General features: G+C 70.4%; 8 protein-coding genes. 4 read left to right on the top strand and 4 right to left on the bottom strand.

The genetic code is table 11. The features are described 5' to 3' along the window. Positions 1-111 precede the first annotated feature (111 nt). From ACFU5K_RS18725 to ACFU5K_RS18715, 3 genes are all read right to left on the bottom strand, one after another. Positions 112-5,472, bottom strand: a complete 5,361-nt coding sequence (locus ACFU5K_RS18725; protein ID WP_384062736.1) for an amino acid adenylation domain-containing protein — start codon at positions 5,470-5,472, stop codon at positions 112-114. Positions 5,473-5,674: 202 nt separating this feature from the next. Further along, on the bottom strand, positions 5,675-6,955 hold the full coding sequence (locus ACFU5K_RS18720; protein ID WP_384062733.1) for an ATP-grasp domain-containing protein: 1,281 nt from the start codon (positions 6,953-6,955) through the stop codon (positions 5,675-5,677). Positions 6,956-7,004: 49 nt separating this feature from the next. Then, complete coding sequence (locus ACFU5K_RS18715) at positions 7,005-13,319, bottom strand: amino acid adenylation domain-containing protein (RefSeq protein WP_384062730.1); 6,315 nt, start codon at positions 13,317-13,319, stop codon at positions 7,005-7,007. A 677-nt stretch (positions 13,320-13,996) separates the two neighbouring features. On the opposite strand from ACFU5K_RS18715, the gene ACFU5K_RS18710 reads away from it, so the two are divergent. After that, positions 13,997-15,673 carry a B12-binding domain-containing radical SAM protein gene (locus ACFU5K_RS18710; protein ID WP_384062727.1) on the top strand — a complete coding sequence of 559 codons (1,677 nt, stop codon included), beginning with the start codon at positions 13,997-13,999 and terminating at the stop codon, positions 15,671-15,673. A 94-nt stretch (positions 15,674-15,767) separates the two neighbouring features. Here ACFU5K_RS18710 and ACFU5K_RS18705 read toward each other — a convergent pair whose 3' ends face one another. Further along, entirely contained in the window at positions 15,768-20,558 is a 4,791-nt protein-coding gene (locus ACFU5K_RS18705; protein WP_384062724.1) for an amino acid adenylation domain-containing protein, read from the bottom strand. An 882-nt stretch (positions 20,559-21,440) separates the two neighbouring features. Here ACFU5K_RS18705 and kdpF point away from each other — a divergent pair. From kdpF to kdpB, 3 genes are read left to right on the top strand one after another with little or no spacing between them, the layout of a single operon-like run. Continuing rightward, positions 21,441-21,530: a K(+)-transporting ATPase subunit F gene (gene kdpF, locus ACFU5K_RS18700; RefSeq protein ID WP_010058599.1), complete on the top strand. Its 90-nt coding sequence runs from the start codon at positions 21,441-21,443 to the stop codon at positions 21,528-21,530. An 8-nt stretch (positions 21,531-21,538) separates the two neighbouring features. Beyond that, complete coding sequence (kdpA, locus tag ACFU5K_RS18695; RefSeq protein ID WP_384062720.1) at positions 21,539-23,203, top strand: potassium-transporting ATPase subunit KdpA; 1,665 nt, start codon at positions 21,539-21,541, stop codon at positions 23,201-23,203. Further along, a complete protein-coding gene (kdpB, locus tag ACFU5K_RS18690) occupies positions 23,200-25,308 on the top strand; it encodes a potassium-transporting ATPase subunit KdpB (protein ID WP_384062717.1) in 2,109 nt (702 codons plus the stop codon). Before kdpA ends, kdpB begins: the two co-directional genes overlap by 4 nt. Positions 25,309-25,314: the final 6 nt, after the last annotated feature.

Here is a 25,314-nt window from a genome sequence, read left to right as displayed (position 1 = left end):
CCGCGGTGAACGGTGAATGGGCCCGCAGGGTGGCCGCTCGCCTTCCGGGCTGTCGCTTGTTCCGGGCGCGGCCGGGAATCACCGGGTGTAAACGGCAGCTTGCGGGAGACCTCATCCCGTCCGGCGCCAGGCGGCGAGCCGGCGACCCGCCCGCTCCTGGACGGCGTCGAGATCGCGTTCGGTCTCGTGGTCGGGGGTCGCGTCGGGCAGGCCGTCCTCCAGTCGGCGCAGTGGCCGGAAGCACAGGCCGAGGGCGCCCCAGACGATGACGCACACCCCGCTCACGATCAGAAGGAGGGCCATCCCGCGTCCCGCACCGCTGCCCAGCATGCTGCCAAGCGCGGCGTGTTCCCGCAGAGCCGGGGCGAACACGTGGTCGGCGAGCGGACCGGCCGCGAGGAACCCGACGGGCTGGGTGGCGAGCGCGAGCGTGACGTTGGTGGCCAGGACCCGGCCCTGCAGTTCCTGTCCCACCTTGACCTGGATGATCGACAGCCAATGAGCGTTCAGCACGGCCATGGCGCCCATACGCAGCGTCAGTCCGAGTGCCACCAGGGGCACGGACGCGTGCAGTCCCATGACCACCGTCCCGGCCCCCACACCGATGGTGGCGCCGATCATGCCGATCGCCCGGCGCCGGGTGCCGCCCCACGGCACCATCAGCAGTCCGCCCAGCACACCCCCAAGGCCGCCCACGGTCGTCACCAGGCCGAGCTGTGGCACACCGGCGAACGACAGGACGAGCGGCTGCACCGCGACGAACACCACCGAGGCGAAGAGGTTCAGTACCGCGGCGAATCCGGTCAGCAGGAGCAGCGGCCTGCGTTGCGCGATGAAGCGCCAGCCCCCGATGAGCGCCTGGCCGAAGGACTCGCGCTGCCGGTGGAACATGCGCTCGGGAAAACGGACGGCCAGCAGGGACCCGATGCCCGCGGCGAAGGCACACACACCGACGACTACGACCCCGGTCACGCCCACGGACGCCACGAGCGCACCGCCGAGCAGCGGTCCGACGACACCGGCGAAGCCGAGCCCGAGCCCGACGAGGGCGTTGGCCTGCGGCAGATAGGGCTTGGGCACCAGTTGGGCGGTGGCGGCCAGGTACGCGGGCCGGTGGAAGGCGGTCGCGACCCCGGTGATCGCGACGATGAGGCACACGGCCGGCAGCGACAGCCGATGGGTGACGAGCAGCACGGCCAGAGCGGTCATCGCCAGGCCGCTCGTGCTGTCCGCGGCCAGCATGACGCGGCGGCGGTCCACCCGGTCGGCGACCGTTCCGCCGACCGGTGTGACCAGGAGCGCCGGGAGCGTGGCCAACATCATGACGAGGGCCAGGTCGAGAACCCGGCCGCTGCGCTGGTAGGCCCACACGCCGAGGGCGAACATGCTGAGGCTGCCGCCCAGCATGGAGAGGAACTGTCCGGCCGCGACGGTGTAGAAGGCCCGAAGCCCGGAGTGTGGCTGTACCGCTGCGGCCGGCTCGGGCAGGCGCCCCGCGGTCCAGTCCGCGATCCGTTTCCCGAGCAGGGCCGCGAGGACGGTCGCCTGGTGGCGCAGGAAGTAGTGGCCCGCCTTCTCGATGGTGACGAGTTCGACCCGGTGGGAGAAGGCCTCCCATTCGCGGTACCGCTCCTGGTACAGCTCCGTTGAGTGGTCTGCCTCACCCACCGCGCACAGGATCGGTGCCCGCAGGGCGGCGTGTGGTTCGGCCAGTTCGCGGGCGTACCACGCCCGGGCCTCGGACGAGTCGTGACGCATGGCGCGCAGTGCGGTCTCGGTGGCTGCCTCGTCCATATCGTCCAGGATTCCGCCGGTCGTGCGGAGGACGTCCCGGTAGTGACGGTTGGAGGCCCACCGCTCCAGCGGCAGGATGCGGTTGGCCCAGGCGGCCGCCCGTCCCGGCAGGGGCGCGGACGGGAAGTTGCCCGCCACGACCACGCCGAGCACCCCGCGACCGCCGGCCTCCAGCCTGCGGGCCAGTGCGACGGCCGCGGCCGATCCCACGGAGTGCCCGTAGACGACGACGGGACCGGTCACCGTCGCGTCGATCTCCTCGGCCAACCGCTCGGTCAGCTCGTCCAGCGTCACGAACTCCTCCGCGGGCCGGGCCGGGTCGTGTCCCGGCAGTTCGGCCGCGAGGAGTGCCAGATCGTCGGGCAGCGCTGCCGCGAGCGGCTGGTAGACGGCCGCCGACCCGCCGCCGTAGGGGACACAGACCAGGGTGGCCACGGCGTCCCCCGACCCGCTCAGGCGGTGGAGCATCCGGCCCTGTCCGGTGTCGGACGCGTCCAGGTGTGCCGCCAGTTCACGCACGGTGGGACGGGTGAACATGTCGATAACCCGCAGGCCGGGGTCGCAGGCCCGCACGGCACGGACCGCGGCGAACGAGTCCCCTCCGAGCGCGAAGAAGTCGTCGTCGATCCCGACTTCGGGAAGCCCGAGGATCCGTTCCCACACCCGTGCCAGTCGGCGCTCGGTGGGGGTGCGCGGCAGCGTCCGGGCTCCGGTCTCCTCGGCCTCGGGCAGCGGCAGGGCCTTTCTGTCGACCTTGCCGTTCGGTGTCAGGGGCATCTGGTCGAGGACGGCGAGAGAGCCCGGCACCATGTACTCCGGGAGGCGTTCACGCAGTTCGGTGCGTATGTGCCGGACATCGAGCCGCTCCCCGGTCTGCGGCACCACCCAGGCCGCGAGTCCCCGGTCCTGCTCCTCGCCGACGGGCAGGACGACCGCTTCGGCGACGCCCGGCAGCCGCCTCAGGGCGTCCGCGACATCGCCCGGCTCCACCCGGTAGCCGCGCACCTTGACCTGGTCGTCCACGCGGCCTCGGAACTCCACCCATCCGTCCCGGCGCATCCGCAGGACGTCGCCGGAGCGGTACATGCGCCGTCCATCGACGGTGATGAACCGCTGGGCGGTGAGCTCGGGCGCCCCGATGTAGCCCCGTGCGACCCCGGGCCCTCCCACCAGCAGTTCTCCCGGGATGCCCGGGGGTACCGGACGGCCCTCCTGGTCGGCCAGGAAGCCGACGGTGTTGGGCACGGGCCGGCCCAGCGGGACGATGCCGGCCCGCAGGTCCTCAGGCACGTCGTCCACGTCGCAGACCGTGCGGACCATGGTCGATTCGGTGTGCCCGTAGTGGTTCTGCACCCGCAGTCCGGGGCGGGCGGCACGGGCGCGCTCGACGATGGACCAGGGCAGCGCCTCGCCTGCGAACATCAGCAGCTTCCGGGGCATGACGGCGCCCACGTCGCCGTTGGCCGCCAGCAACTCGAAGTGGCTCGGGACGAGCTTGATGACGTCCATGGGGTTGTCGGCCAGATAGCCGGCGAGCGCCACGGGGTCCATGGCCGTCTCCCGTGCGACGAAGTGGACGGTGCCGCCGGTGACGAGAGCCGCGTGAAAGCAGGTATGGGCGAAGTCGGCCGCGATCGTGGACATCACGGCGAACGTGCCGCCGCGGACGTCGTCGCCCAGTCGTTGAAGGACACCGTCCAGGTAGTCGGTCACACTGGCGTGATCGACGGCGACTCCCTTGGGAGTGCCGGTGGATCCGGAGGTGAAGATGACGTGCAGCAGGTGACGGGGGTCTACCGGGACGTCCGGCCGGTGTCCGGGGCTGTCCTCGAGCACGGCCGGGTCGTCCAGGACGACGACGCGCCGGTCGCCTCCTTCAACCAGCCCGGTGAACTCCCTCACGGTCACGACCGTGCGCACGCCCGCGGTGTCCAGGATCGCGGCGATCCGGCTCGCGGGGTGTGTGGCGTCCAGCGGCAGATAGCCGGCACCGGCCTTGTGTACGCCGTGCAGGGCGGCCGGCAGGGCAACCGAGTGCTCCAGCAGGACTCCGACGGGCTCGTCGGGGCGGACACCGGCGGCGATCAGGGCATGGGCGACGCGGTTGGCCATGCGGTCGAGCTCGCCGTAGGAGAGCCTGCCGTCGGGTGCCACGACGGCGAGCGCGTCGGGGGTGCGGTCCGCCCACCGCTCGACGAGCGGGTGCAGGGTGTGCGGGGCTTCCTCACGTACCGGGCCGCGCAGCACCGACTCGGCGGAAGATGCCAACTCGGCCGCACCTATAGGGGAATCGAGATCGTCCAGCATCTGCGCCAGCATGCTCAGGTACCACGAGGCGATGCCCCGCACGGTCTCCTCGTCGAACAGGTCGCTCCGGTAGTTGAGGCTGCCGGTGAAGTCGACCGGGCTCTCTGCCAGTGTGAGGTGGAGATCGGATTTGGCGGCAGGTGCCGGTCTGCTCACCGCGGTCACCTCGAGCCCGGGGAAGCCCGGTCCCTCCTCCTCCAGCACGAGGAAGTTCAGCAGCGTCTGGACGATCGGGGCCGAGGTCGCGCTGCGGTCGGGCCGCAGCCGGGCAACCACCTGCTCGAACGGCACATCAGCGTGTGCGAACGCGTCCAGTGCCACCTCCCGCACCCGCGTGAGGAGTTCGGACCCGGTGGGGTTGCCGGAGAGGTCGGTACGCATGACGACGGTATTGACGAAGCAGCCCACCATGCCGTCGGTACCGGGGTGACGGCGGCCCGCCTCCACCACTCCCACCGGCACGTCGGTGGTGGCACACATGCGCGACAGCAGCGCCTGCCACGCCGCGAGGAACACCATGAACGGTGTGCAGCCGGTCCGCCCGGCCGCCGAACGAACCCGCTCGGCCAGGGGGCCGGTCACAGCCAAGGCGACCTCGCCGCCCGCGGATCCGGCGACTGCCGGCCGGGGCCGGTCGGACGGCAGATCCAGAAGGGGCGCGAGACCGGCCAGGTGCTCCTCCCACCAGTCCACGCCCTCGGGCTGGTCCGGAAGCCTGGCCAGCCATGCGGCGTGGTCCGTGTACTGGGCGGGAGGCGGTGGAATCTCGCCGAGCCCGAGTCTGGCCGAGTACAGCGCCGGGAGTTCGGCGCGGACCAACCCCAGGGACCATCCGTCGATCGCGACATGATGGAACGTCAGTGCCAGCACCGAATCGTCGGGGGTCCGGAACAGCGCCGCGCGCATGGGCGGCCGCTGCCTCAGGTCGAAGGGCCGGTCGCACTCCTGCGCAAGCGCCGCCTCCAGCTGCTCCGGTCGGACATCCCCGGTGGACACCGGCAGATCTGCGGCGCTGCCGACCACGGTGACGGGTTGCCCGTCCCGCTCCTCGATCCGGCTGCACAGCACCTCGTGGCGCTGCGCGAGGTCCCGGACCGCGCCGAGCAGGGCCGCTTCGTCCACGGCGCCGCGCAGTCGCAGCACGAGGCGGGCATGGAACGCGGAGCCGCTGTTGCCCAGTTCCTCCAGGAACCACAGCCTGGACTGCGCGGCCGAGAGCGGGACCGGTGCGGAGGGCTCGGACCGTCGTGGAATGGTGTCGGCGGGCCGGGCGAGTACTGCGGCCAGGCGCTGTTCCAGCAGCTCACGGGTACGTGTCTGTGCATCGGTTGCGGTCGGGTTCGGGGCCGTGCCGAGAATCTCAGTTCCCATTGTGGTCAGTCTCCATCGACGTGCGCGCTGTCGCAGGACGCCGAGGGGACGGACGGCACGTACGCGTGTCCGTGCGGCGCCACCTGTGCCACTGCGATCTTGTTTCTCCGGCTCGCGACTGACGTCCGGCGAGCGATTGGGTTGAACTGGTGTTGAGACAGGGCCCGTCTTCGGGCTCGGGCAGGCGGGTGCGGGTGCCGCGTCATGATCCGGCCACAGGGGCGGGTCGCATCCCGATCCGCAGCCGGCCGATGGCTTCCTCTGCCCGGCGTACGGCCTCCGCCGGCGTCGCCGCGCAGCTGATGGTGTATCCGACGCGGTCCAGTGAGTGGTGCGGTTCGCGGGTGCGCGCGCCGGGCTCCACCAGAAATCTGCACACCATCACGCCTGGTACCGCGTAGGCCGCTGCCAGTCCGTCGAGGCTCGCCACCACACCGGCCGGAGCCCCCAGGAAGCGGACGGCCGCGGCCTGTCGGGCGCGCCGCGGCAGTGGACGTGCCAGTGGTTCTCCCCTGAGCAGGGTCCAGAAGGCGCGTACCAGCTCCGTGTCGTACGCCCACTCGATCAGTTCCGCGATCTCGTCGCCCGGAGGGCGTCCCGCGCACTCGACCAGATAGGGCGTGCCGGCCTCCACGATCCACTCGCAGTGCACCATGCCCGTGCCGAAGCCGACCGCGCGCACGACCCGTTCCGTCTGCTCCCGCAGGAGCGTGTCGAGTCCGGCGGAGATGTCGGCGGGGACCAGGTGCCCCCGCTCGACCGGCCGAGGTCCGGGGTAGAGGTCCTTTTCGGTCACGTTGCCGAACAGGGTGCGGCCCGCCGAGACCAGCATCTCCACGCTGTACTCACGGCCACGGACGTACCGTTCCACCAGCATCCGCACCGGGACCTGCCTGTCCGGCATCCAGACGCTCCCGGACAGGGCGGCACACTCGGCGGCACACTCGGCCCAGGCTTCATCCACCTCGTCCGCGGAGCGGAGCACGCGGATGCCCACGGCCCCCTGCCGGTCAGCGGGTTTGAGGACCACCGGACCGGGGTGAGCCCTCATGAACGCTTCCGCCTGCTCCGGATTCTCCACCGCCTGCGACTCGGGGTTCGGGATGCCGGCTGCCCGGGTGACTCCGCGCAGCAACGACTTGTCGTGCAGTACCTCTGCGGCGCAGAGCCCGGCGCCGGGAAGTCCGTAGCACTCCGCGAGGCGCGCGGCGAACAGGGTGGCGTCCTCCACCATCGGCGCGATCGCGGTCGGTGCGAGATCGGGGTGGGCTCTGTGGAACGCGTCTGCGGCGCCCGCCAGTTGGTACTCGCACTCGACCAGCTCGCCGATCACCTCCGCGCCCCGCAGCTCGGAGCGCAGTCCGCGCTTGCGGATGACGTCGGGCTCCTCGATCACGATCACCGAGGCGTCGGGCTGGAAGGCGCCGATGGCGGCCACCGAGGTCCAGGTGAACCCGACCATGATCACGGGATGCGCCGTCATGTCCTTTTCCTGCTCTGTCGTTTCTGGTCCTCGGTGCGCCGGCATCCGGTCATGCCGGGTCATCGCTCTGCTCGGCGGCGAGGTCGTCCAGCATCTGCCGCTCCACGTCGTCGGCGAAGTCCGCGAGCACCGGACGGTCGAAGACGGCCCGGACAGGTATCCGCCGGCCGAGCGCCTCGCGCAGCCGGCCCACCATCCGGGTGGCAGCCAGTGAGGTGCCGCCCAAAGCGAAGAAGTCTGCCCGCGGTCCGGCCTCGTCCTTGTGCAGCACCTCGGCCCAGACCTTCGCCACGACCTGCCGCATCAGCGACATGGGCGCCCCGGCCGCCGTCTCGACCGCTCCGGGCTCGGGCAGTGCGGCGCGGTCCACCTTGCCGTTCGGCGTGGTGGGGAAGACGTCCATCACGACCCAGCGGCGCGGGACCATGTAGTCGGGCAGCCGCTCCGCGAGATGGCTCTCGAACGCCGTGTGCCGGGGCGTCGTGGACACGACGTAGCCCACCAGGTGCCGTTCGCCGGCCGGGCCGGCGACTGCGACGACCGCGTCGGCGACGTCAGGGTGTTCGCGGAGCACCGACTCGATCTCACCGGGTTCGACGCGATGGCCCCGGACCTTCACCTGGAGGTCGGTCCTGCCCAGGTACTCCAGCGACCGTCCTCGCCACCGGACGAGGTCGCCCGTGCGATAGCACCGCTCGCCGTCGGGTCCGTTGACGAAGCGTTCGGCGGTCAGCGCGGCCCGGTCCACGTATCCGGTGGCCACTCCCGCACCCGCGATCCACAGTTCGCCGGTGCTCCCCGGCAGCGCGGGTCCGCCCCACCGGTCGACCACGTGTATCCGGGTGCCGGCGATCGGGCCGCCGATGGGCACGGCGCGGTCGGCGACCGGCCTGTCCACGCGGCCGATCATCGAGTAGATCGTGGTCTCGGTGGGTCCGTAGGCGTTCCACAGCTCCCCGATGCGCGACGCGAGGCCGCGGGCCAGCGCCGGGTCGAGGAGTTCACCGATGCTGATCACCCGCATCCCGGGCCGGTCCGGCCAGTCCGCGGCCTGCAGCAGGCGCAGCGCGGTCGGAGTCGCCGTCACCACCGTCACGCCGGTGCGCTCCATCCACTCGGCCAGTGCGTGGCCGTCCGTGGTGGTGTGCCGGTCCGCGAGCGCCAGTCGCGCGCCGCGGGCGAGAGTCACCCACAGCTCGTAACCGAACACGTCGAAGGTGAACGGCACCACACCGAGGGTGACGTCGTCCTGTGCCATCCCGGGGCTCGCCGACAGCGCGGCGACGAAGGCGGCCAGGTTCGCGTGGGTCACCCGCACCCCCTTCGGCCGCCCGGTCGAGCCGGAGGTGAACAGGACGTATGCCATCTGCTGCGGTTGGGGATCCGGCAGGTCGGCGGCAGGGGTGTGCTCAGCGGCCTCCTCCACGTCGAGCACGGTCACCCCCGGCAGGGCGTGGCGGGCCGTGGCGAGAGCCGTGCCGCCGGACAGGACCACGCGCACCCCCGCGTCCGAAGCGAGCCGGGTCAGGCGGACGGACGGGTGATCGGGATCCAGCGGGACGTAGGCCGCCCCGGCCCGCAGCACGGCGAGCAGCGCTCCCGGCAGCCGTCGCCCACGCGGGAGGCAGACGCCGACCGGTTCACCGGGCCTGAGCCCTCGCGCGGCGAGGGCGGCCGCGACCCGGCCTGACCACTCGTCCAGTTCGGCGTAGCTCACCGCGCCGTCGGCGGTGAGCACGGCGACCGCGTCCGGTCGGCGACGTGCCTGTTCCAGGGCGGCGGCGACCACCGTCGCCGGCCGGCCCGTGGGCAGATCCTCGCCCGTGGCGGCCGAGCGCAGCTCCGCGCGCTCACCGGCGGAGAGCGGGTCGATCCCGAGGATCGGCCGGTCCGGCTCGCCGAGCGCGGCGTCGAGCAGTGCGACGAACCAGCGAGCCCAGCGTCGCGCGGTGGCCTGGTCGAACAGGCCGGCCCGGTAGGTCAGTGTGCCGGTGAACCCGGTGCCGTCGTCCACCAGGGCGAGCGACAGGTCGACCTGCGCCGCCGTCCGCGGTGTGTCGATCCGCGCAGCGGTCAGGTCGGCGAACGAGTCCGTGGTGCCCGGCAGTCCGATGACGTTGAGCATCGCCTGGAACAGCGGCGTGGAGTCCGGGTCGCGTTCCGGACGCAACTGCCGCACGACCTCCTCGAACGGCGTCTCGGCGCGATCGAGGGCGTCCAGCACATGAGTCCGGGTGCGGAGCAGTGCCTCCCTCACCGTGGGATCTCCGGACAGGTCGCCGCGCAGTACCAGGGTGTTCGCGAAGCAGCCAACCATGCGCTCGGTGCCAGGATGCGTACGCCCGGACACCGGCACACCGACCGGCACGTCCTCGGTGTCCGCGAGCCGGGCCAGCAGCACGTGCCAGGCGGTGAGCAGCACCATGAACGGCGTGCAGTCCAGGTCGGCCGCGACCTCGCGCAGCCGTGCGGTCAGGCCGGCGGGAAGAACGAGGGGTTCGGCCGCCGCCGCCCAGCCGGTCGCCGGGCCGCGCGGGCGGTCCACCGGGAGCATGAGCGGCGTCAGGCCGTCCAGGCGCGCCACCCACCAGTCGAGGTGCTCGTCCGCAGCGCCGTGACGGTGACGGGCACGATGCCACTCGGCCACATCGGCGTACTGGAGGTCGAGGGGCTGCGGAACCGGGCCGCCGTTGTCCCGGTGGGCCTGGTACAGCGCCGACAGGTCGTCCAGGATCGTCGTCCAGGACCACGCGTCGACAGCTATGTGATGGATCGTCAGAACAAGGACGTGCTCGGCCGCGGAGGTCCGCAGCACCAGTGCTCGAAAAGGCGGTTCACGGTCCAGGGAGAACGGTCGCGTGGTCTCTGCCCGCACCGCGGCGCCGACGCCGTCGGCCTCGGCTTCCACCACGGACACGGGAATGGTGTCGGCAGCCACCGTTACGGCCAACGGCCCCGCCTCGTTCTCGGTCACGACCATGCGCAGCACCTCGTGGCGTGCGCCGAGACCACGCAGGGAGGTACGAAGGGCCACCACGTCGAGCGGCCCGTTCAACCGCAGTGCCACGCTGGTGTGGTAGGCGTCGCTGTCCGGGCGCAGCCGCCACAGGAACCACAACCGCTCCTGGGCCGGCGACAACCGGACCGGGGCTGCGGGATCCGCGCGCCGGGGCAGGGGCCCTGACGCGGCCGCTCCCTCCGTACGACGTTCCAGCTCGGCGGCCAGGTCACGCAGCACCGGCCGTTCGAAGACCACGCGGACCGGCAGCCTGCAGCCGGTGGCCTCGGTCAGCATGCCCACCATGCGGGTCGCTGCGAAGGAGTGGCCGCCCAGCGCGAAGAAGTCATCGGTCGCGCCGACCCGGGGCAGGCCGAGCAGTGCCGTCCACACCCGGGCCACCGCCTCCTCGGCGGGTGTGCCCGGCACGACGGCGGCGGCCTCGGGCCGTGCGGGTCTCGGCGCCCGCCGCAGGGCCGCCCGGTCGGGTTTTCCGTTGGAGGTGAGCGGGATGCGGTCCAGGACGACCACGTCGGCCGGCACCATGTGTTCGGCCAGCGTCTCCCGCAGCCGGGCGCGGATCCCGTCCGGCTGCGCCGTGTGTCCGGCAGCGGGCACGATCCAGCACGCCAGCCGCCGCTCGTCCGCCTCGCCCTCGGGCAGCACGACGACGTCGGCCACCTCGGGCAGCGCCCGCAGCGCGGCGGTCACTTCGCCGGGCTCGACGCGGTGGCCGCGCACCTTGATCTGGTCGTCGGTCCGGCCGAGGAACTGCACCACATCGTCGTCGCGCAGCCGGACCATGTCGCCGGTGCGGTACCAGCGGCCGCCGTCCGGGTCGTCGACGAACCGCTCGGCGGTGAGGTCCGGGCGGCCCGCGTAACCGCGGGCCACACCCGGACCACCGAGGAGGAGTTCGCCGGGGACACCGGCGGGCTGGGGGCGGCCCGCACGGTCCACCACCCGGCCGGTCACGCCCGGCAGTGGCCGGCCCAGCGGCACCAGGCCGGTTCGCGCCCGGGCGGGGACCTCGTCCACGTCGCAGATCAGCGACATCATCGTGGCCTCGGTGGGCCCGTAGTGGGTGTGCACGAGCAGGTCGGGCCGCAGCCGCCGTACCTCCTCGACCAACGACCACGGGCAGGCCTCCCCGCCGAGGATCAGCAGCCTGCCGGGCAGGACGTCGGCCAAGTCACCGTGCCGGGCGAGCATGGCGAGGTGGCTAGGCACGAGTTTGACGACGTCCACCCGGTGCCGCACGAGGTATGCGGCGAAGGCGTGGGGATCGGTCGTTGTCTCCCGGTCCGGCAGGTGGAGAGTGCCGCCGGTGAGCAAGGCCCCGTACAGGCAGGCGAGGCCCAGGTCGGCCGCGACCGTGGACACCGTCGCGAAGGACCCGCCCGCGACCTGGGGCATCCGGCCGATGAGTCCGGCCAGGCGGTGGGCCAGGTTGCCGTGCCGCACCGCGACGCCCTTGGGCGCTCCGGTCGAGCCGGAGGTGAAGATCACGTGGGCCAGGTGGTCCGGGCCGACCGGCACGGCCGGCCGGCTGTCGGGGCCGCCGCCATGGGCGACCGCCGGATCGACGGCGTCGGCGAGTCCACGGATGCGGTCCGCCGGTTCGCCCGCCGTCACCACCAGCCGCGCACCCGAGGAGCGGAGCATGGCGCGGACGCGGGAGGCGGGGTGGGCGGCGTCCATCGGCAGGTACGCGCCGCCCGACTTGAGGATGCCGAGCACCGCCGTGGCGAAGTCGATCCCCGGATCCAGCAGGATGCCGACCGTGTCGTCAGGGCCCACGCCCAGCGCGATCAGCCGGTTGGCCAACCGGTTGGCACGCAACTCCAGCTCACGGTAGGTGAGGTGGCCGTCTCCACCCACCACGGCCGTGACGTCCGGGAGTTCGTCCGCCCATCGTTCGATCAGCGCGTGCACGGGCACTGCGGACGGTCCCGCGACGGGGCCCGCGAGCGCGGGGCCCGCCGTCGGCTCCAGCGGTATGGCGCCGACCGGCCGTCCCGGATCGGTGACCATCCCGTCCAGCAGTGCGATGAACCACCGCACCATGTTCTCGGCGGTTCCCGGATCGAACAGGTCGCTCCGGTATTCCAGACGGCCATTCATTCCGGAGCCGGGCCCGCCGTCGGCCAGCTCCATGCTCAGGTCGAACTTGGCGGTGCGCGGCGGCACCAGCCGCCACTCGGCCCGTACGCCGGGCAGGGCGAGTGGCTCCAGCTCGTCGTACACGTTGAGCATCACCTGGAACACCGGTGTCGCCGACAGGGTCCGCTCCGGGCTGAGCCGTTCCACGACGCGCTCGAACGGCACTCGGGAGTGGCGGAACGCGTCCAGTGCCCCGGCGCGCACGCGGGCGATCAGATCACGTCCGGACGGCTCGCCGGAGAGGTCGGCGCGCACCACGACCGTGTCCAGGAAGCAGCCGACGGCGGTCTCGCTCGCCGCGGAGTGCCGTCCCGCGTGCGGGACGCCCACCGCGATGTCACCGGTGTCCGCGAGGCGCCCGAGGAGGCCCTGCCAGGCGGCCATGAGCACCATGAACGGGGAGGCCCCCGACTCGGCGGCGACCGCACGCACCCGGGCCGCCGTCGTACGCGGCACCGTGACCCGCGCGGCCGCGCCGGGCCACGCCGAAGCCAGCGTACGGGGCCGGTCGGTGGGGAGGCCGAGCACCGGGGGGAGGCCGGCCAGATGCCCGGCCCACCAGTCGAGCCCGGCCGGGTCCTCCGCCTCCTCCATCACCACATCCGCGTACTGCGACGCCGGGGCCAGGGGTTCGCCGTCACCGCAGCGGGCGACGTAGAGGGCGGCCAGGTCCGCGAGGAGGATTCGATGCGACCATCCGTCGGTGGCGATGTGATGCAGCGTCATGGCCAGCGTCCAGCCGTGGGGCGTCCGGAACACCACGGCCCGCATGGGCGGCTCGGCGGTGAGCCGGAACGGGCGGCCGGTCTCCTCGGCCAGCGCCGCGTCCAGGTCCTCCTCTCCCAAGTCCTGCACGGACAACGGCACCTCGGCAGCCGGGCGGGTGCGCACGACCGGCCGGAGTCCGTCCGGATCGACGACGCCACGCAGTACCCGGTGCCGCTCCGCCAGGTCCCGGAGAGCGGCGAGCAGGGCATTCTCGTCCAGCGCGCCGGAGAGTCGCAGCACCACGGGCACGTTGTACGCCGGGCTGTCCGGCTCCAGTTGCGCGAGGAACCACAGCCGGCGCTGCACGGCCGACAGCGGGACCGGGGTATCCGGGCTGGAGGTCCTGGGCTGGACGGTTCCCAGGCCAACGGCCTCACGACCGGCCGCGAATCGCGCGTTCAACTGATCGCGCAGGCCGTCGCCTGTGTTGCTCATGTTCCTTCTTCGAGGTCGTTCGGCCGGCTCGCCGAGTGGGCTTCGGTCTGAGGCGCACGCGCGCCTCCGCCGGCCCTTTCCGAGGGGGCGGCCTCGCCCGAGGCCGGGCGGGAGCAGTGATGGTGATGGTGATGGAGGTGATCTTGTGGTGGCCTCGATCCCGCTGCGGTGTCCCGCTCCTGGCGATCGGGGACGAACCACTGTGGGATGCCGGAGGATCAACTGTTCTTACGCACGATCCTTCGGCGTAAGAGCCCACCGGTGCTGGTGATGGCGTGTTCCTCTCAACCGCGCGTGGCGCGAGCGGTGTTCCGGTCCTCGCGACCGTCCGGTGACCACCATGGATCGCTCCGGGATCGGTTGCCCCGGTGATTAACGGACTCATGACGGTTATCGCCCGCATCTTGACGCTTTCCGCGCGCCTTGCCCCCGTACGATCGGGTCCGGCGGATCAGCTCCCCTTGCTGCGCCCGGAGAATCCTGCCCGCAGCCCCGACAGCAGCCTTCACCCCGCCCCGCCCCGGCCTGATACAGCCCGAAGTCTTGTGCGCCACCGGCCGATCGGGCGAAGAACGATTCCGTCGGCCGGTTCCATGGCCGTACCGGGACACGTCGAAGTCGGCACGTACGTCTGCGCGCTGTGAGCACCCATTCAAGAAAGCTGAGAGACGACCCTGATGATGAGCCTCGAGCCGGTGGAAGAGCTGGTCTCCGCCACTGATTCCCGATACGTCTGGACCTACCCCGTCGACCAGCCGGTCTCGGAGCCGCAGACCAAGAAGCTCCAGACCGTCTGGTACGTGGGGCTCCCTCTCACCTCCGCTCACCGCGGTAGCCACTCGGGCGGTGGAGCGCTGATCGACGAAGCCGGGGACCAGTCCCGTTACGCCAACGAGGGCACGGTCTACCCGCATTCGTCACTGGTCGAGATGATCACCTATCAGGACAAGTGTTTCCCCCATCTGGACTGGCATTACCTGGACATGAGCCATCTCGACTGGGAGGACGTACGCGGGAGGATCCAGTCGGATCCTCCCGATGTGGCAGCCTTCACCGTCTACTCCTCGACCGCTATGTGGGCCTACATCGTCGCCGCCGAGATAAAGCGGGTGAACCCCGACGCCGTCATCGTCTTCGGAAACGATCACCCGGGGATCCTGCACCGCGAGGTCCTCTCGGGCACCTACGGCTCGGAGATCGTGGACTTCGTCTGCACGGGGAACAACGGCCCCTTCACCATGATGGGACTGCTGTCGTGGCTCGAGGGGCGAGTGGACCTGTCACGGATTCCGTCCCTCGCGTACCGCGCGGGCGCCGGTGAGATCCACAACCAGGCGGCGCCCACGTACCCGCTGTCGGGGCGCATGCTCCCCGACTACCGGCTCATAGAGGACAAGCTGAAAGCTCACTACGACGACGCGTTCAGCGTCTGGTACGCGTCGCACTACGACTTGAAGCGCATGGTCACCCTTCCGCTCGACGGCGGCTGCAACTGGGGACGGCGCCCCACCCGCCGGTGCCTGCACTGCTCCATCCAGGGGCTGACTCCCAAGACGTCCGAAGTCAACGCGGCTGTCAACACGCTTGAGATACTGGTCGGCCAGCTCAAGTCGAACGTCTACGCGGCCGGCGACTCCACCCTCGGCATGTCCAAGGCCCAATGGGGCGGGAACATCTCGTTCCTCGACGATCTCGCCGAGGCGTGCGCCGGGTCAGAGATCCTGCGGGGCCAGCGATTCATGCTCGCCTACGGCCTGGTCTACGAGTTCCTTCAGTCGGCAGAGCTCTGCAAGGGCTTCGTGAAGACCTGGAACGTCGGAATCGAAGCCTTCGACCCCAAGCTTCTCAAGGGAAATTCCAAAGGCATCAACAAGGGACCCGACAGGGTCTTCGAGGCGCTCGAACTGGCGCAGAGTCTTGACTACAAGATGTATCTGTCAGGGATTCTCGGGCTTCCGGGAACCACCTTGCGGCAGCTCAAGGAGGAGGTGAACAACTGGCTCTCCATGGCAGAGACCTTCTCGGGATCCATCACCACCATCTCGGTCGCCGCGCCCGCGATCATTCCAGGCTCCCGAATGTACCGAGACGCCTTCAACCAGCACGCGGCCGTGAGGGAATGGCACGGCGAGTTGCTTCCCATCAGAAAACTCTCCGAACTCTACATCCGTGAGAACACCGAAGTGGAGCTTGCGGATGTCGAGGCAGCGCTCACCGATCTCGGGCGGGGGGTCATCGCTCTGGACAACAGCGGCGCCAACATCAAGTTCGGCGGTTACATGCTGGGAGGCGTGGACCACGAGGAGTCGTACGAGCGCCGTCAGCTGCAGGAGATCTTCACCCAGCTCCGCTGACACGGTCACCACCCCGTCCACCGCCGAGACGGCCCGCCGGTACTGCCGGCGGGCCGTCTCCTGCTGTCGGCGCCCAGGGCGGTCCGCCCGGAATTCAGCGTTGCGAACGGCGGCTCTCGGGTGCCGGCTCCTGAGCTTGGCCGGTCAGGTCGTCGATCAGCAGCGCCTCAAGAGCTGCCGCGAAATCGGTGAGGACGGGGCGGTCGAACAGGAGCTGCACCGCTACCGGGATGCGCAGGGTCTCCCGCAGCCGGCCGACGACGCGGGTGGCGGCGAGCGACTGGCCGCCCAGCGCGAAGAAGTCGTCGTCCGACCAGATGGGGGAGACTCCCAGCACCGCCGCCCAGACGTCTGCGACGAACAGTTCGGCCTCTGTGCCGGGTGGCACCCGTGAACGCCCGGAGTCCTCCGACGGCGGCAGAAGTGCCGCGCGGTCGACCTTGCCGCTGGGCAGGGCAGGCAGCGCTGCGAGTCTCACCCACCGGTTGGGAACCATGTGCTCGGGCAGTCGCAGGCGAAGCCGTGCCTGGACGGCCACGGCGTCGACGCTGTCGGGCACCAGATAGCCGACCAGATGCGTGTCGCCGCCAGTGCCGGACACCGTCACCGCGGCGTCGGCCAGCTGCGCGTCGGCACGCAGTGCCGCCTCCACCTCACCCGGCTCGATACGGAATCCGCGCACCTTTACCTGGTCGTCACGGCGGCCGCGGTACTCCAACGTCCCGTCACGCCGCCAGCGGGCCTTGTCGCCTGTGCGGTAGCAGCGCTCACCCGGCTCGAAGGGATCGGCCATGAACGCCCTCGAGGAGAGGTTGCGGTAACCGCGTGCCACACCGCTGCCCGACACCCACAGTTCACCGGTCACTCCCGGTGGTACCAGCCGGCCGAGCGGATCCACCACGTAGCAGCGGGCGCCTGCAACCGGGCGGCCGATCGGGACGGTGTCGCCGTCCGTCGCGGTCACGCGGTGGACGGTGGCGGTGACGGTCGTCTCGGTCGGCCCGTAGGAGTTCCACAGCTGGCCGACCCTGCTGAGCAGTTCCCGGGCGAGCTGCGGGTCCAGCACCTCGCCGCCGGTGACGACCGGCATCCGCGGGTCACCCGGCCAGTCCGCGGCGAGCAGCATGCGCATCGTCGTCGGAGTCAGGTGCACCATGGTGACCTCGCCGGCCGTGATCCGCTCGGCCAGGGCGAATCCGTCCGTCGCGCAGGCCCGCTCGACGATGTCGCAGCGGCCCCCGACCGCCAGCGGTGCCCAGATCTCCTCGGCCGAGACGTCGAAGGACAGCGGAGCCACCGCGGCCATCGAGTCGGCCGGGCCTATGCCGGGCGCGAGACGGAACCCTTCCACGAACGAGGCCAGGTTGGCGTGGGTCACTTCCACACCCTTGGGCCGGCCGCTCGACCCCGAGGTGTACAGGACGTAGGCGAGTTCTCCGGGACGGGCCTCGGGCAGGTCGCGGTTGGTGGCGCGCGCGAACAACTCGTCGGCGTCCAGTGGCATGGGCAGCCCGGGCGGGATCGGTCCCCGTGCCAGGACTGCCCGTGCGCCCCCGTCCACGGCAAGCCGCTCCAGTCGCTCCACCGGGTAGTCGGGGTCCAACGGCAGATAGGCCGCTCCGGCCCGCCACACCGCCAACAGGACCGCGGGAAGCAGATGGTCGCGGGGCACGCTCACTCCGACGACGTCACCGGGGCGAACTCCGGCGTCGAGTAGCCCTGCGGCCACCCGCCCGGACCAGGTCACGAGTTCGGCGTAGGTGAGGGAGCCCGCGGACCCGGATACAGCGACCGTCTCCGGCCGGGCCTCCGCCGCGGCCAGCACGGCGTCCACCACGGTCGCCGGCCCGGACTCCGGCAGCGCGGGTCCCGCCGCGAATGCCAGCACGGTGTCACGCTCCTGCCGGCTGACCAGCTCGACGCCGGACAGCGGAAGGTCGGGCTCCGCCAGCCCGGTCCGCAGAGTCCTCAGCATCCGCTCGGCGAAGGCCTCGGCGTCCTGCCGTGCGAAGCGTGCGGTGGCGTACTCGACTTGGAGCTCGAAGCCGGTGACCGTCCTCGATATGAAAACCGACAACTCGTTCGCCGCGGCGCCGCTGCCCCGGTCCGACCGCAGCTCCAGCCGAAACGGTCCGCCGGACAGCGACGCCGGTTCGTCGAGCGGCAGCATGGTGATGACGACCGGCGTGCGCGACGCGCCGGCCACCCGGTGGGGCGGCAGGTGTTCGAGCAGCTCACGTGCGGGAAGCTCCTGGTGGGCGAGTGCGCCGACGATCGTCGTGGCGCACTGCCGCATCAGGTCCCTGAAGGTCAGGTCGCCGCTCATGCGCAGCCGCAGCGGCAGGGTGTCCACCAGCGGGCCGATTACGCGCTCGGTCCCGGAGCGGTGACGGCGGGCGGCGGCCGCGCCGATGACGACGTCGTCGTGTCCACCGAGGCCACCCGTCACCAGCCCCAGCGCGACCAGGTATCCGGCGAACGGGGTCGTCCCGGTCTCGGCCGCGAACCGACCCAACCTTGCCACCAGGGGTTGTTCCAGCGTGAAGGTCACCCGTTCCGTCTCCCAGCCCGGTGCCTCCTGGCGGCCAGGCAGTTCGTCGGGGATGACGGCGCCCTCCAACGCGGTCTGCCAGAAGGAGTTCAATCGGTCGCGGCGCGACGACTCGGCATCGAGCCCCTGTTCGTGCAGCGCTATGTCGCCCATCTGCACCGGAAGTTCGTCCACCGGTTCGTCGGCGAGCTCCGCAGCGAGTTCACGCATGAAGACGGCGACGGAGGCGCCGTCGAACGCCACATGGTCCACAGCCACGACGAGTTCACCCGCATCGTCGGCCGTACGGGCGAGCGCGGCCCGAATGAGTGGGCTCTCGTCGCCCAGGTCGAAGGTGTACGTCGCGGTGTCCTGGTGCAGCGCCTCCAGCCGACGCCGCTGTTCGTCGGCCGGCAGAGCGCGCAGGTCGACCTCGCTGACCGGGACGGCCACCGGCGGACCGACGACGAGGTAGGGCTCGGAGTCGGACCGGATGCTGCTGCGCAGCACCTCGTGTCGTCTCACGATCGCGTCCAGCGCCTCTCGCACTGCCGGCCCGCTCACGGGGCCGCGCAGGCCGACACGCATCGTCAGAGTGGTGACAGGAACGTTCGGGGCGAGCTGGCGCAGCAGCCAGAACTCCCGCTGCATGGCGGTGAGCGGGTAGCGCGCCAGTCCCGGCGAGCGCCGCAGGGGCGGTTCGGCGGCCAGGGTGCCGAGTACCCGCGACAGCGACGCGGTGGTGGGATGGTTCAGGAACGTCGCGAGCGGCACCGGAGTCCCGCGGCGTCTTCCGAGTTCACTGACCACACGGGCCGCGGCCAGGGAGTGTCCGCCGAGATCGGCGAATCGGTCGTCGACACCGACCCGGTCCATGCCGAGGACCTCGGCGATGACCTCCGCCACGAGCCGCTCGGTGTCGTCGCGCGGCGCCGTGTAGGGCGCGTCCGGCCTACGGCCAGTCGTGATGGCGGGCAGCGCGGCGCGGTCGACTTTGCCGGTGGGGTGGACGGGGATGCGGGCAAGCACCGCGATGCGCCACGGCACCGCGTGCTGCGGCAGCCGGGCGGTCAGCCAGGCACGCAGCTCCGCCTCGGTCGCCGCGTCCGACTCGGCGTACCCGACGAGCCGGTCGCCGGCGGCCAGAACGACGGCGTGCCGGACGGCGGGGTGGCCGGCGAGCGCGGCCTCGACCTCACCCGGCTCCAGCCGGACGCCGCCCACCTTCACCTGCTCGTCGGCGCGACCGGCGAAGTGGTAGGTGTCTCCCAGGCGGCGTACCAGGTCGCCCGTGCGGTAGCCGTACGGGCCGAAGCGGTCGGCGGTCAGTTCCGGTCGGTCGAGGTAGCCGCGGGAGACGCCCGGCCCTGCAATCCAGAGCTCGCCGGTCTCGCTCTCCGGCAGGACGCCGCCGTCCGGGGACCGGACCGACAGTTCCGCTCCGGCGATCGGCTGTCCGATCGGTGGAGTGCCGGTGCCGTGCCGGTCCACCTCGGCCATGGTGCAGCACACGGTGCACTCGGTGGGGCCGTAGAAATTGAGCACCCGACGGACCTGGGGGTGGGCGTAGACACGGTCGCACAGGGCACGGGTGACCGGCTCGCCACCCGTGATCACGGTTCGCACATTCGGCGGCAGTCCGGCAGGCATCAGCGCCGACAGGGCGGACGCGGCAGCGACCAGTACGGCAGCTTCGGACCGGGCTGGGAGCGTCGGTACGGCGAAGAGGTTCTCCGCGAGAATCACGGTGCCGCCCGCCACCAGCGGCGCGAAGATCTCCACGGTCGAGGGGTCGAAGCAAACCGACGTCGTCGCCAGCATGCCGCGCAGTTCGTCGGCGGAGAGGTAGGCCGCGAACCAGCGGATCAGGTTGTGGAGGTTGCGATGCTCGACGACCACGCCTTTCGGCGTCCCGGTGGAGCCGGAGGTGTACATGACGTACGCGGGACCGTGCGGATCGGATTGCGGGCCGAGGCTGTCCGCGGGCTGCGTGTCCTCGACAGACAGGGACGTGGCGGTGGCCGGCACCACGTGCTCTGTGCCCGCCGAGGTGAGGACCGCCGAGAGCGAGGCGTCCGCAGCGATGAACCTGATGCGCTCTTCGGGGTACGCCGGATCCAGTGGCACATAGGCGGCACCCGCCTTCATCACCCCCAACAGGGCGGGCACCAGCCACACATCACGTCGGACGCACAAGCCGACACGATCGCCGCTGCGCACTCCCGAGGCATGCAGTCGCCGCGCGATGCCGTTCGCCAGCCTGTCGATTTCCGCGTAGCTGGTCCTGGCCTCACCGACCACCACCGCGGTGAGGTCCGGATTTCTCCGGGCCTGCTGCTCGAATTCCTCGTGCACACATGACGCTGTCGCGTAAAATTCAGTTCTCATTGAACTCTCTGCCTACCGTGCGCAATGCACAGGGGAAGCCACTTCGGCCGCTGATTCATTCGCCGCGTACCGTTCAAGCCGTCGGCCTATCGCGCGTTCTCCGTTGCTTTCATCGCCTCACAGCGGGCGGCGAAAGCAACGGAGGCCGACGGTGCGACCGCACGAGAGACCCACAACCACCAGGCGTTCCCCGCGCGAAGGGCACTCGGGTTCCCAGGAAATCGAACACTAACATCGGAAAGTGCCCGTCGACGGGCGTGGCAATCAAAGCGACGTCAAGGCACCGTATGGACCGCGTAAGTGCCATCGGCCTGCCGGACATACCCGCGCCATTGCCGGCAGTGCAGGAATGAACCACAGCACTGCGTGATACGTCAGGGCAGCCCGTCCGGTCATTCAATCCACCTCTCGGCACACGCGGAAGGCGTTCAGCGCTCCGAGCCACGACCCGGCGCTCGACTGCCCGCGGCAGGCGTGGTGCGGTCGCGAGGACCGGCGCCTACGGTCCGTTGGCGCATCACGGACGACCTGACGCGACGGCTCTTCACGGCTCGGGGACCGGCTCCGCCCGGGGCACGATCACGTACCCGTCCGTATGCGGAAGGCAACGTGCCGTAGTCGGTGGCGGTGGAGGCGTCAGATCGGCGTCAAAGGGCTCCCGATTTCCGTATGGACCACGTCAAGGTGGCTCTCCGCCGGGCTCAGGACGAGGTTTGCTCCTTTTGGCCGCACGGCCGATTCCATTCCTCACTTCAATCAGGAGCTCACGATGGCCGACCTGGCCTTCGTCGTCACCACGGTCGCGGTCTTCGCGCTGGTGGCTCTCATCGCCCGGGGGGTGACCAAGCTGTGACCGCCGAGAACATCGTCGGCCTCGTCGTGGCCGTCTCCCTGCTGGGCTATCTCGTGCTCGCACTCCTCTATCCGGAGAGGTTCTGAGCGTCGACATGAGTCCCCAGACCGCTGGTGTGCTCCAGCTGCTCGCCCTGATCGCCGCCCTCGGCCTTGCCTACCGCCCACTGGGCGACTACATGGCCAGGGTCTACTCCTCCGAAAAGCACTACAGAGCGGAGAAGTGGATATACAAGGCGATAGGTGCCAACCCGGCCGCCGAGATGAGGTGGCCCGCCTACCTACGGGGCGTGCTCGCCTTCTCTGCGGTGAGTGTTCTCTTCCTGTACCTCTTGCAGCGGGTACAGGGCTCACTGCCCGGCTCGCTCGGCTTCTCCTCCATCGACGCGGACCAGGCGTTCAACACGGCCGCCTCCTTCGTCTCCAACACCAACTGGCAGTCGTACTCCGGCGAGCAGGCCATGGGCCACGTCGTGCAGACCGGCGGCCTCGCGGTGCAGAACTTCCTCTCCGCCGCGGTCGGCATGGCCGTCGCGGTGGCGCTCGTGCGGGGCTTCGCAAGGGCGCGTACCGGTGAGCTGGGCAACTTCTGGGCCGACCTGGTGCGCGGCACCATCCGCATCCTGGTGCCGATCTCAGTGATCGGTGCGCTCGTCCTGGTCGCCTGCGGCGCCATCCAGAACTTCTCCGGAATCCATGAAGTCGGACAGTTCATGGGCGGCAAGCAGGAGTGGAACGGCGGCGCGGTCGCCTCCCAGGAGGCGATCAAGGAGCTGGGCACCAACGGCGGCGGTTACTTCAACGCCAACGCCGCCCACCCCTTCGAGAATCCCAATCCGCTCTCCAACCTGTTCGAGATCTTCCTCCTCCTGGTGATCCCGTTCGCGTTGACCCGCACCTTCGGCCGCATGGTCGGCTCGCTCAGGCAGGGCTACGCGATCCTCGGCGCGATGGCCACCATCTGGCTCGGCTTCACCGCGCTGATGATGTGGACCGAGTTCGCCCACCACGGACCCGCGTTCGAGATCGCGGGCGGGGCTATGGAGGGCAAGGAGAGCCGCTTCGGGATCGCCGGCTCGTCCATCTTCGCGGTTGCCACCACACTGACCTCGACCGGTGCGGTCAACTCCTTCCACTCCTCCTACACCGGCTTCGGCGGTGGCATCACCTTGCTGGGCATGCAGCTGGGCGAGATCGCACCCGGCGGTGTGGGATCCGGCCTGTACGGCATGCTGATCATGGCGATCATCGCGGTGTTCATCGCAGGGCTCATGGTCGGGCGCACCCCGGAGTACCTGGGCAAGAAGATCGGCACCCGCCAGATCAAGCTCGCCGCGTGCTACATCCTCATCACCCCGGCACTCGTGCTCGCCTTCACCGCCGTGGCGATCGCGCTGCCCACCCCGGGCAACTCGATGACCAACAGCGGGGCACACGGCTTCTCCGAGATCCTCTACGCCTATACCTCCGGGGCCAACAACAACGGCTCCGCCTTCGCCGGCCTGAACGCTGACACCCAGTGGTTCAACACCACCATCGGCATCGCGATGCTGCTCGGCCGGTTCCTCCCGATCGTCTTCGTCCTGGCACTCGCCGGGTCGCTGGCCGAACAGAAGCCGGTACCCGAGACGGCGGGCACACTGCGCACCGACAAGCCCCTCTTCACGGGTCTTCTCGTCGGCACCATCCTGATCATCACCGGTCTGACCTACTTCCCCGCCCTTGCGCTGGGTCCGCTCGCTGAAGGGCTCGCCTCATGAGCACCGTCACCCCCACTCATCCCCCGCACGGAGACCTGCCCTCCTCCGGGAATCACGCGGGCACCGACCGCGTCGGCAGCGGCCTGTTCGACCCCAAGCAGTTGCTGAAGTCCTTCCCGGACGCCGTGCGCAAGCTCGACCCGCGCGTGATGATCAAGTCGCCCGTCATGTTCGTCGTCCTGGTCGGCTCGGTGGTCACCACCGTGCTCGCGATGCTGGACCCGAGCGACTGGTTCGGCTGGGCCATCGCCGGCTGGCTCTGGCTCACCACCGTCTTCGCGAACCTCGCGGAAGCGGTGGCCGAGGGCCGGGGCAAGGCCCAGGCCGACACCCTGCGCAGGGCCAAGACCGGGACCATCGCCCGCCGTGTCGTCGGTTCGAACGAGGAGCGGGTCGCGGGGACGGAGCTGCGCATCGGGGACCTGGTGGTCTGCGAGGCCGGCGACACCATCCCCGGCGACGGCGATGTCGTGGAAGGCGTCGCCTCCGTCGACGAGTCCGCGATCACCGGCGAATCGGCCCCGGTCATCCGCGAGTCCGGCGGCGACCGCAGCGCGGTGACCGGCGGTACCAAGGTGCTGTCCGACCGCATCGTCATCAAGATCATGACGAAGCCGGGCGAGACGTTCATCGACCGGATGATCAGCCTGGTGGAGGGCGCGGCCCGGCAGAAGACGCCCAACGAGATCGCCCTGAACATTCTCCTGGCGTCCCTCACCATCGTCTTCCTGCTGGCCGTGGTCACCTTGAAGCCGTTCGCCATCTACGCGGGAGCCGACGAGCAGACCTCGATGATCGTGCTCGCCGCGCTCCTGGTCTGCCTGATCCCCACCACCATCGGCGCGCTGCTCTCCGCCATCGGCATCGCCGGTATGGACCGTCTCGTCCAGCGCAACGTTCTGGCCATGTCGGGGCGTGCCGTGGAAGCGGCGGGCGACGTGTCCACCCTGCTCCTCGACAAGACCGGCACCATCACCCTGGGCAACCGGCAGGCGGCCGAATTCCTGGCGGTCGAAGGTGTGACGGAGGGCGAACTCGCGGATGCCGCGCAGCTGTCCTCGCTCGCCGACGAGACTCCTGAAGGCCGGTCGATCGTCGTCCTGGCCAAGGAGAAGTACGGGCTGCGGGAACGGCACCAGGGCGAGCTGTCGGGTGCCGACTGGGTCGCGTTCACCGCGCAGACCCGGATGTCGGGCGTCGACCTGGACGGGCGCAAGGTCCGCAAGGGTGCGACCGGTTCCGTCGTCGCATGGGTGAAGAAGCGGGGCGGGAGTGTCGCCGAGGACGCGCAGGCGCTCACGGACCGGATTTCCCAGGCTGGTGGCACGCCGCTGTTGGTGGCTGTGGAAGATGCTCACGGTCCGCGGGTCCTCGGGGTCATCCACCTCAAGGACGTGGTGAAGGAGGGCATGCGCGAGCGGTTCGACGAACTGCGCCGGATGGGCATCCGTACGGTCATGATCACCGGGGACAACCCGCTGACCGCCAAGGCGATCGCCGAGGAGGCCGGGGTCGACGACTTCCTGGCCGAGGCCACTCCCGAGGACAAGATGGCCCTCATCAAGCGGGAGCAGGCCGGAGGCAAGCTCGTCGCGATGACCGGTGACGGCACCAACGACGCCCCGGCCCTCGCCCAGGCTGATGTAGGCGTGGCGATGAACACCGGCACCTCGGCCGCCAAGGAGGCCGGGAACATGGTGGACCTGGACTCCGACCCCACCAAGCTCATCGAGATCGTCGGAATCGGCAAGCAGCTCCTCATCACCCGCGGCGCCCTCACCACGTTCTCCATCGCCAACGACGTCGCGAAATACTTCGCGATCATCCCCGCCATGTTCGCCGTGGCGTACCCGTCGCTGGACAAGCTGAACATCATGGGGCTCGCCTCTCCCGAGTCCGCGATTCTGTCCGCCGTCATCTTCAACGCACTGATCATCGTCGCCCTGGTACCGCTGGCCCTCAAGGGAGTGCGCTACCGGCCCGCCAGTGCCGACCGGATGCTGCGGCGCAACCTCGGGATCTACGGACTCGGTGGCCTGATCGCCCCGTTCATCGGCATCAAGATCATCGACCTGCTTCTCTCCCTCATCCCCGGAATCGGCTGATCCGCC

It is taken from the genome of Streptomyces sp. NPDC057428 (assembly GCF_042803195.1).
Lineage (GTDB): Bacteria > Actinomycetota > Actinomycetes > Streptomycetales > Streptomycetaceae > Streptomyces.
Note: the sequence above shows the minus strand (reverse complement) of the source record. Positions and strands in the feature narration are given on the sequence as shown.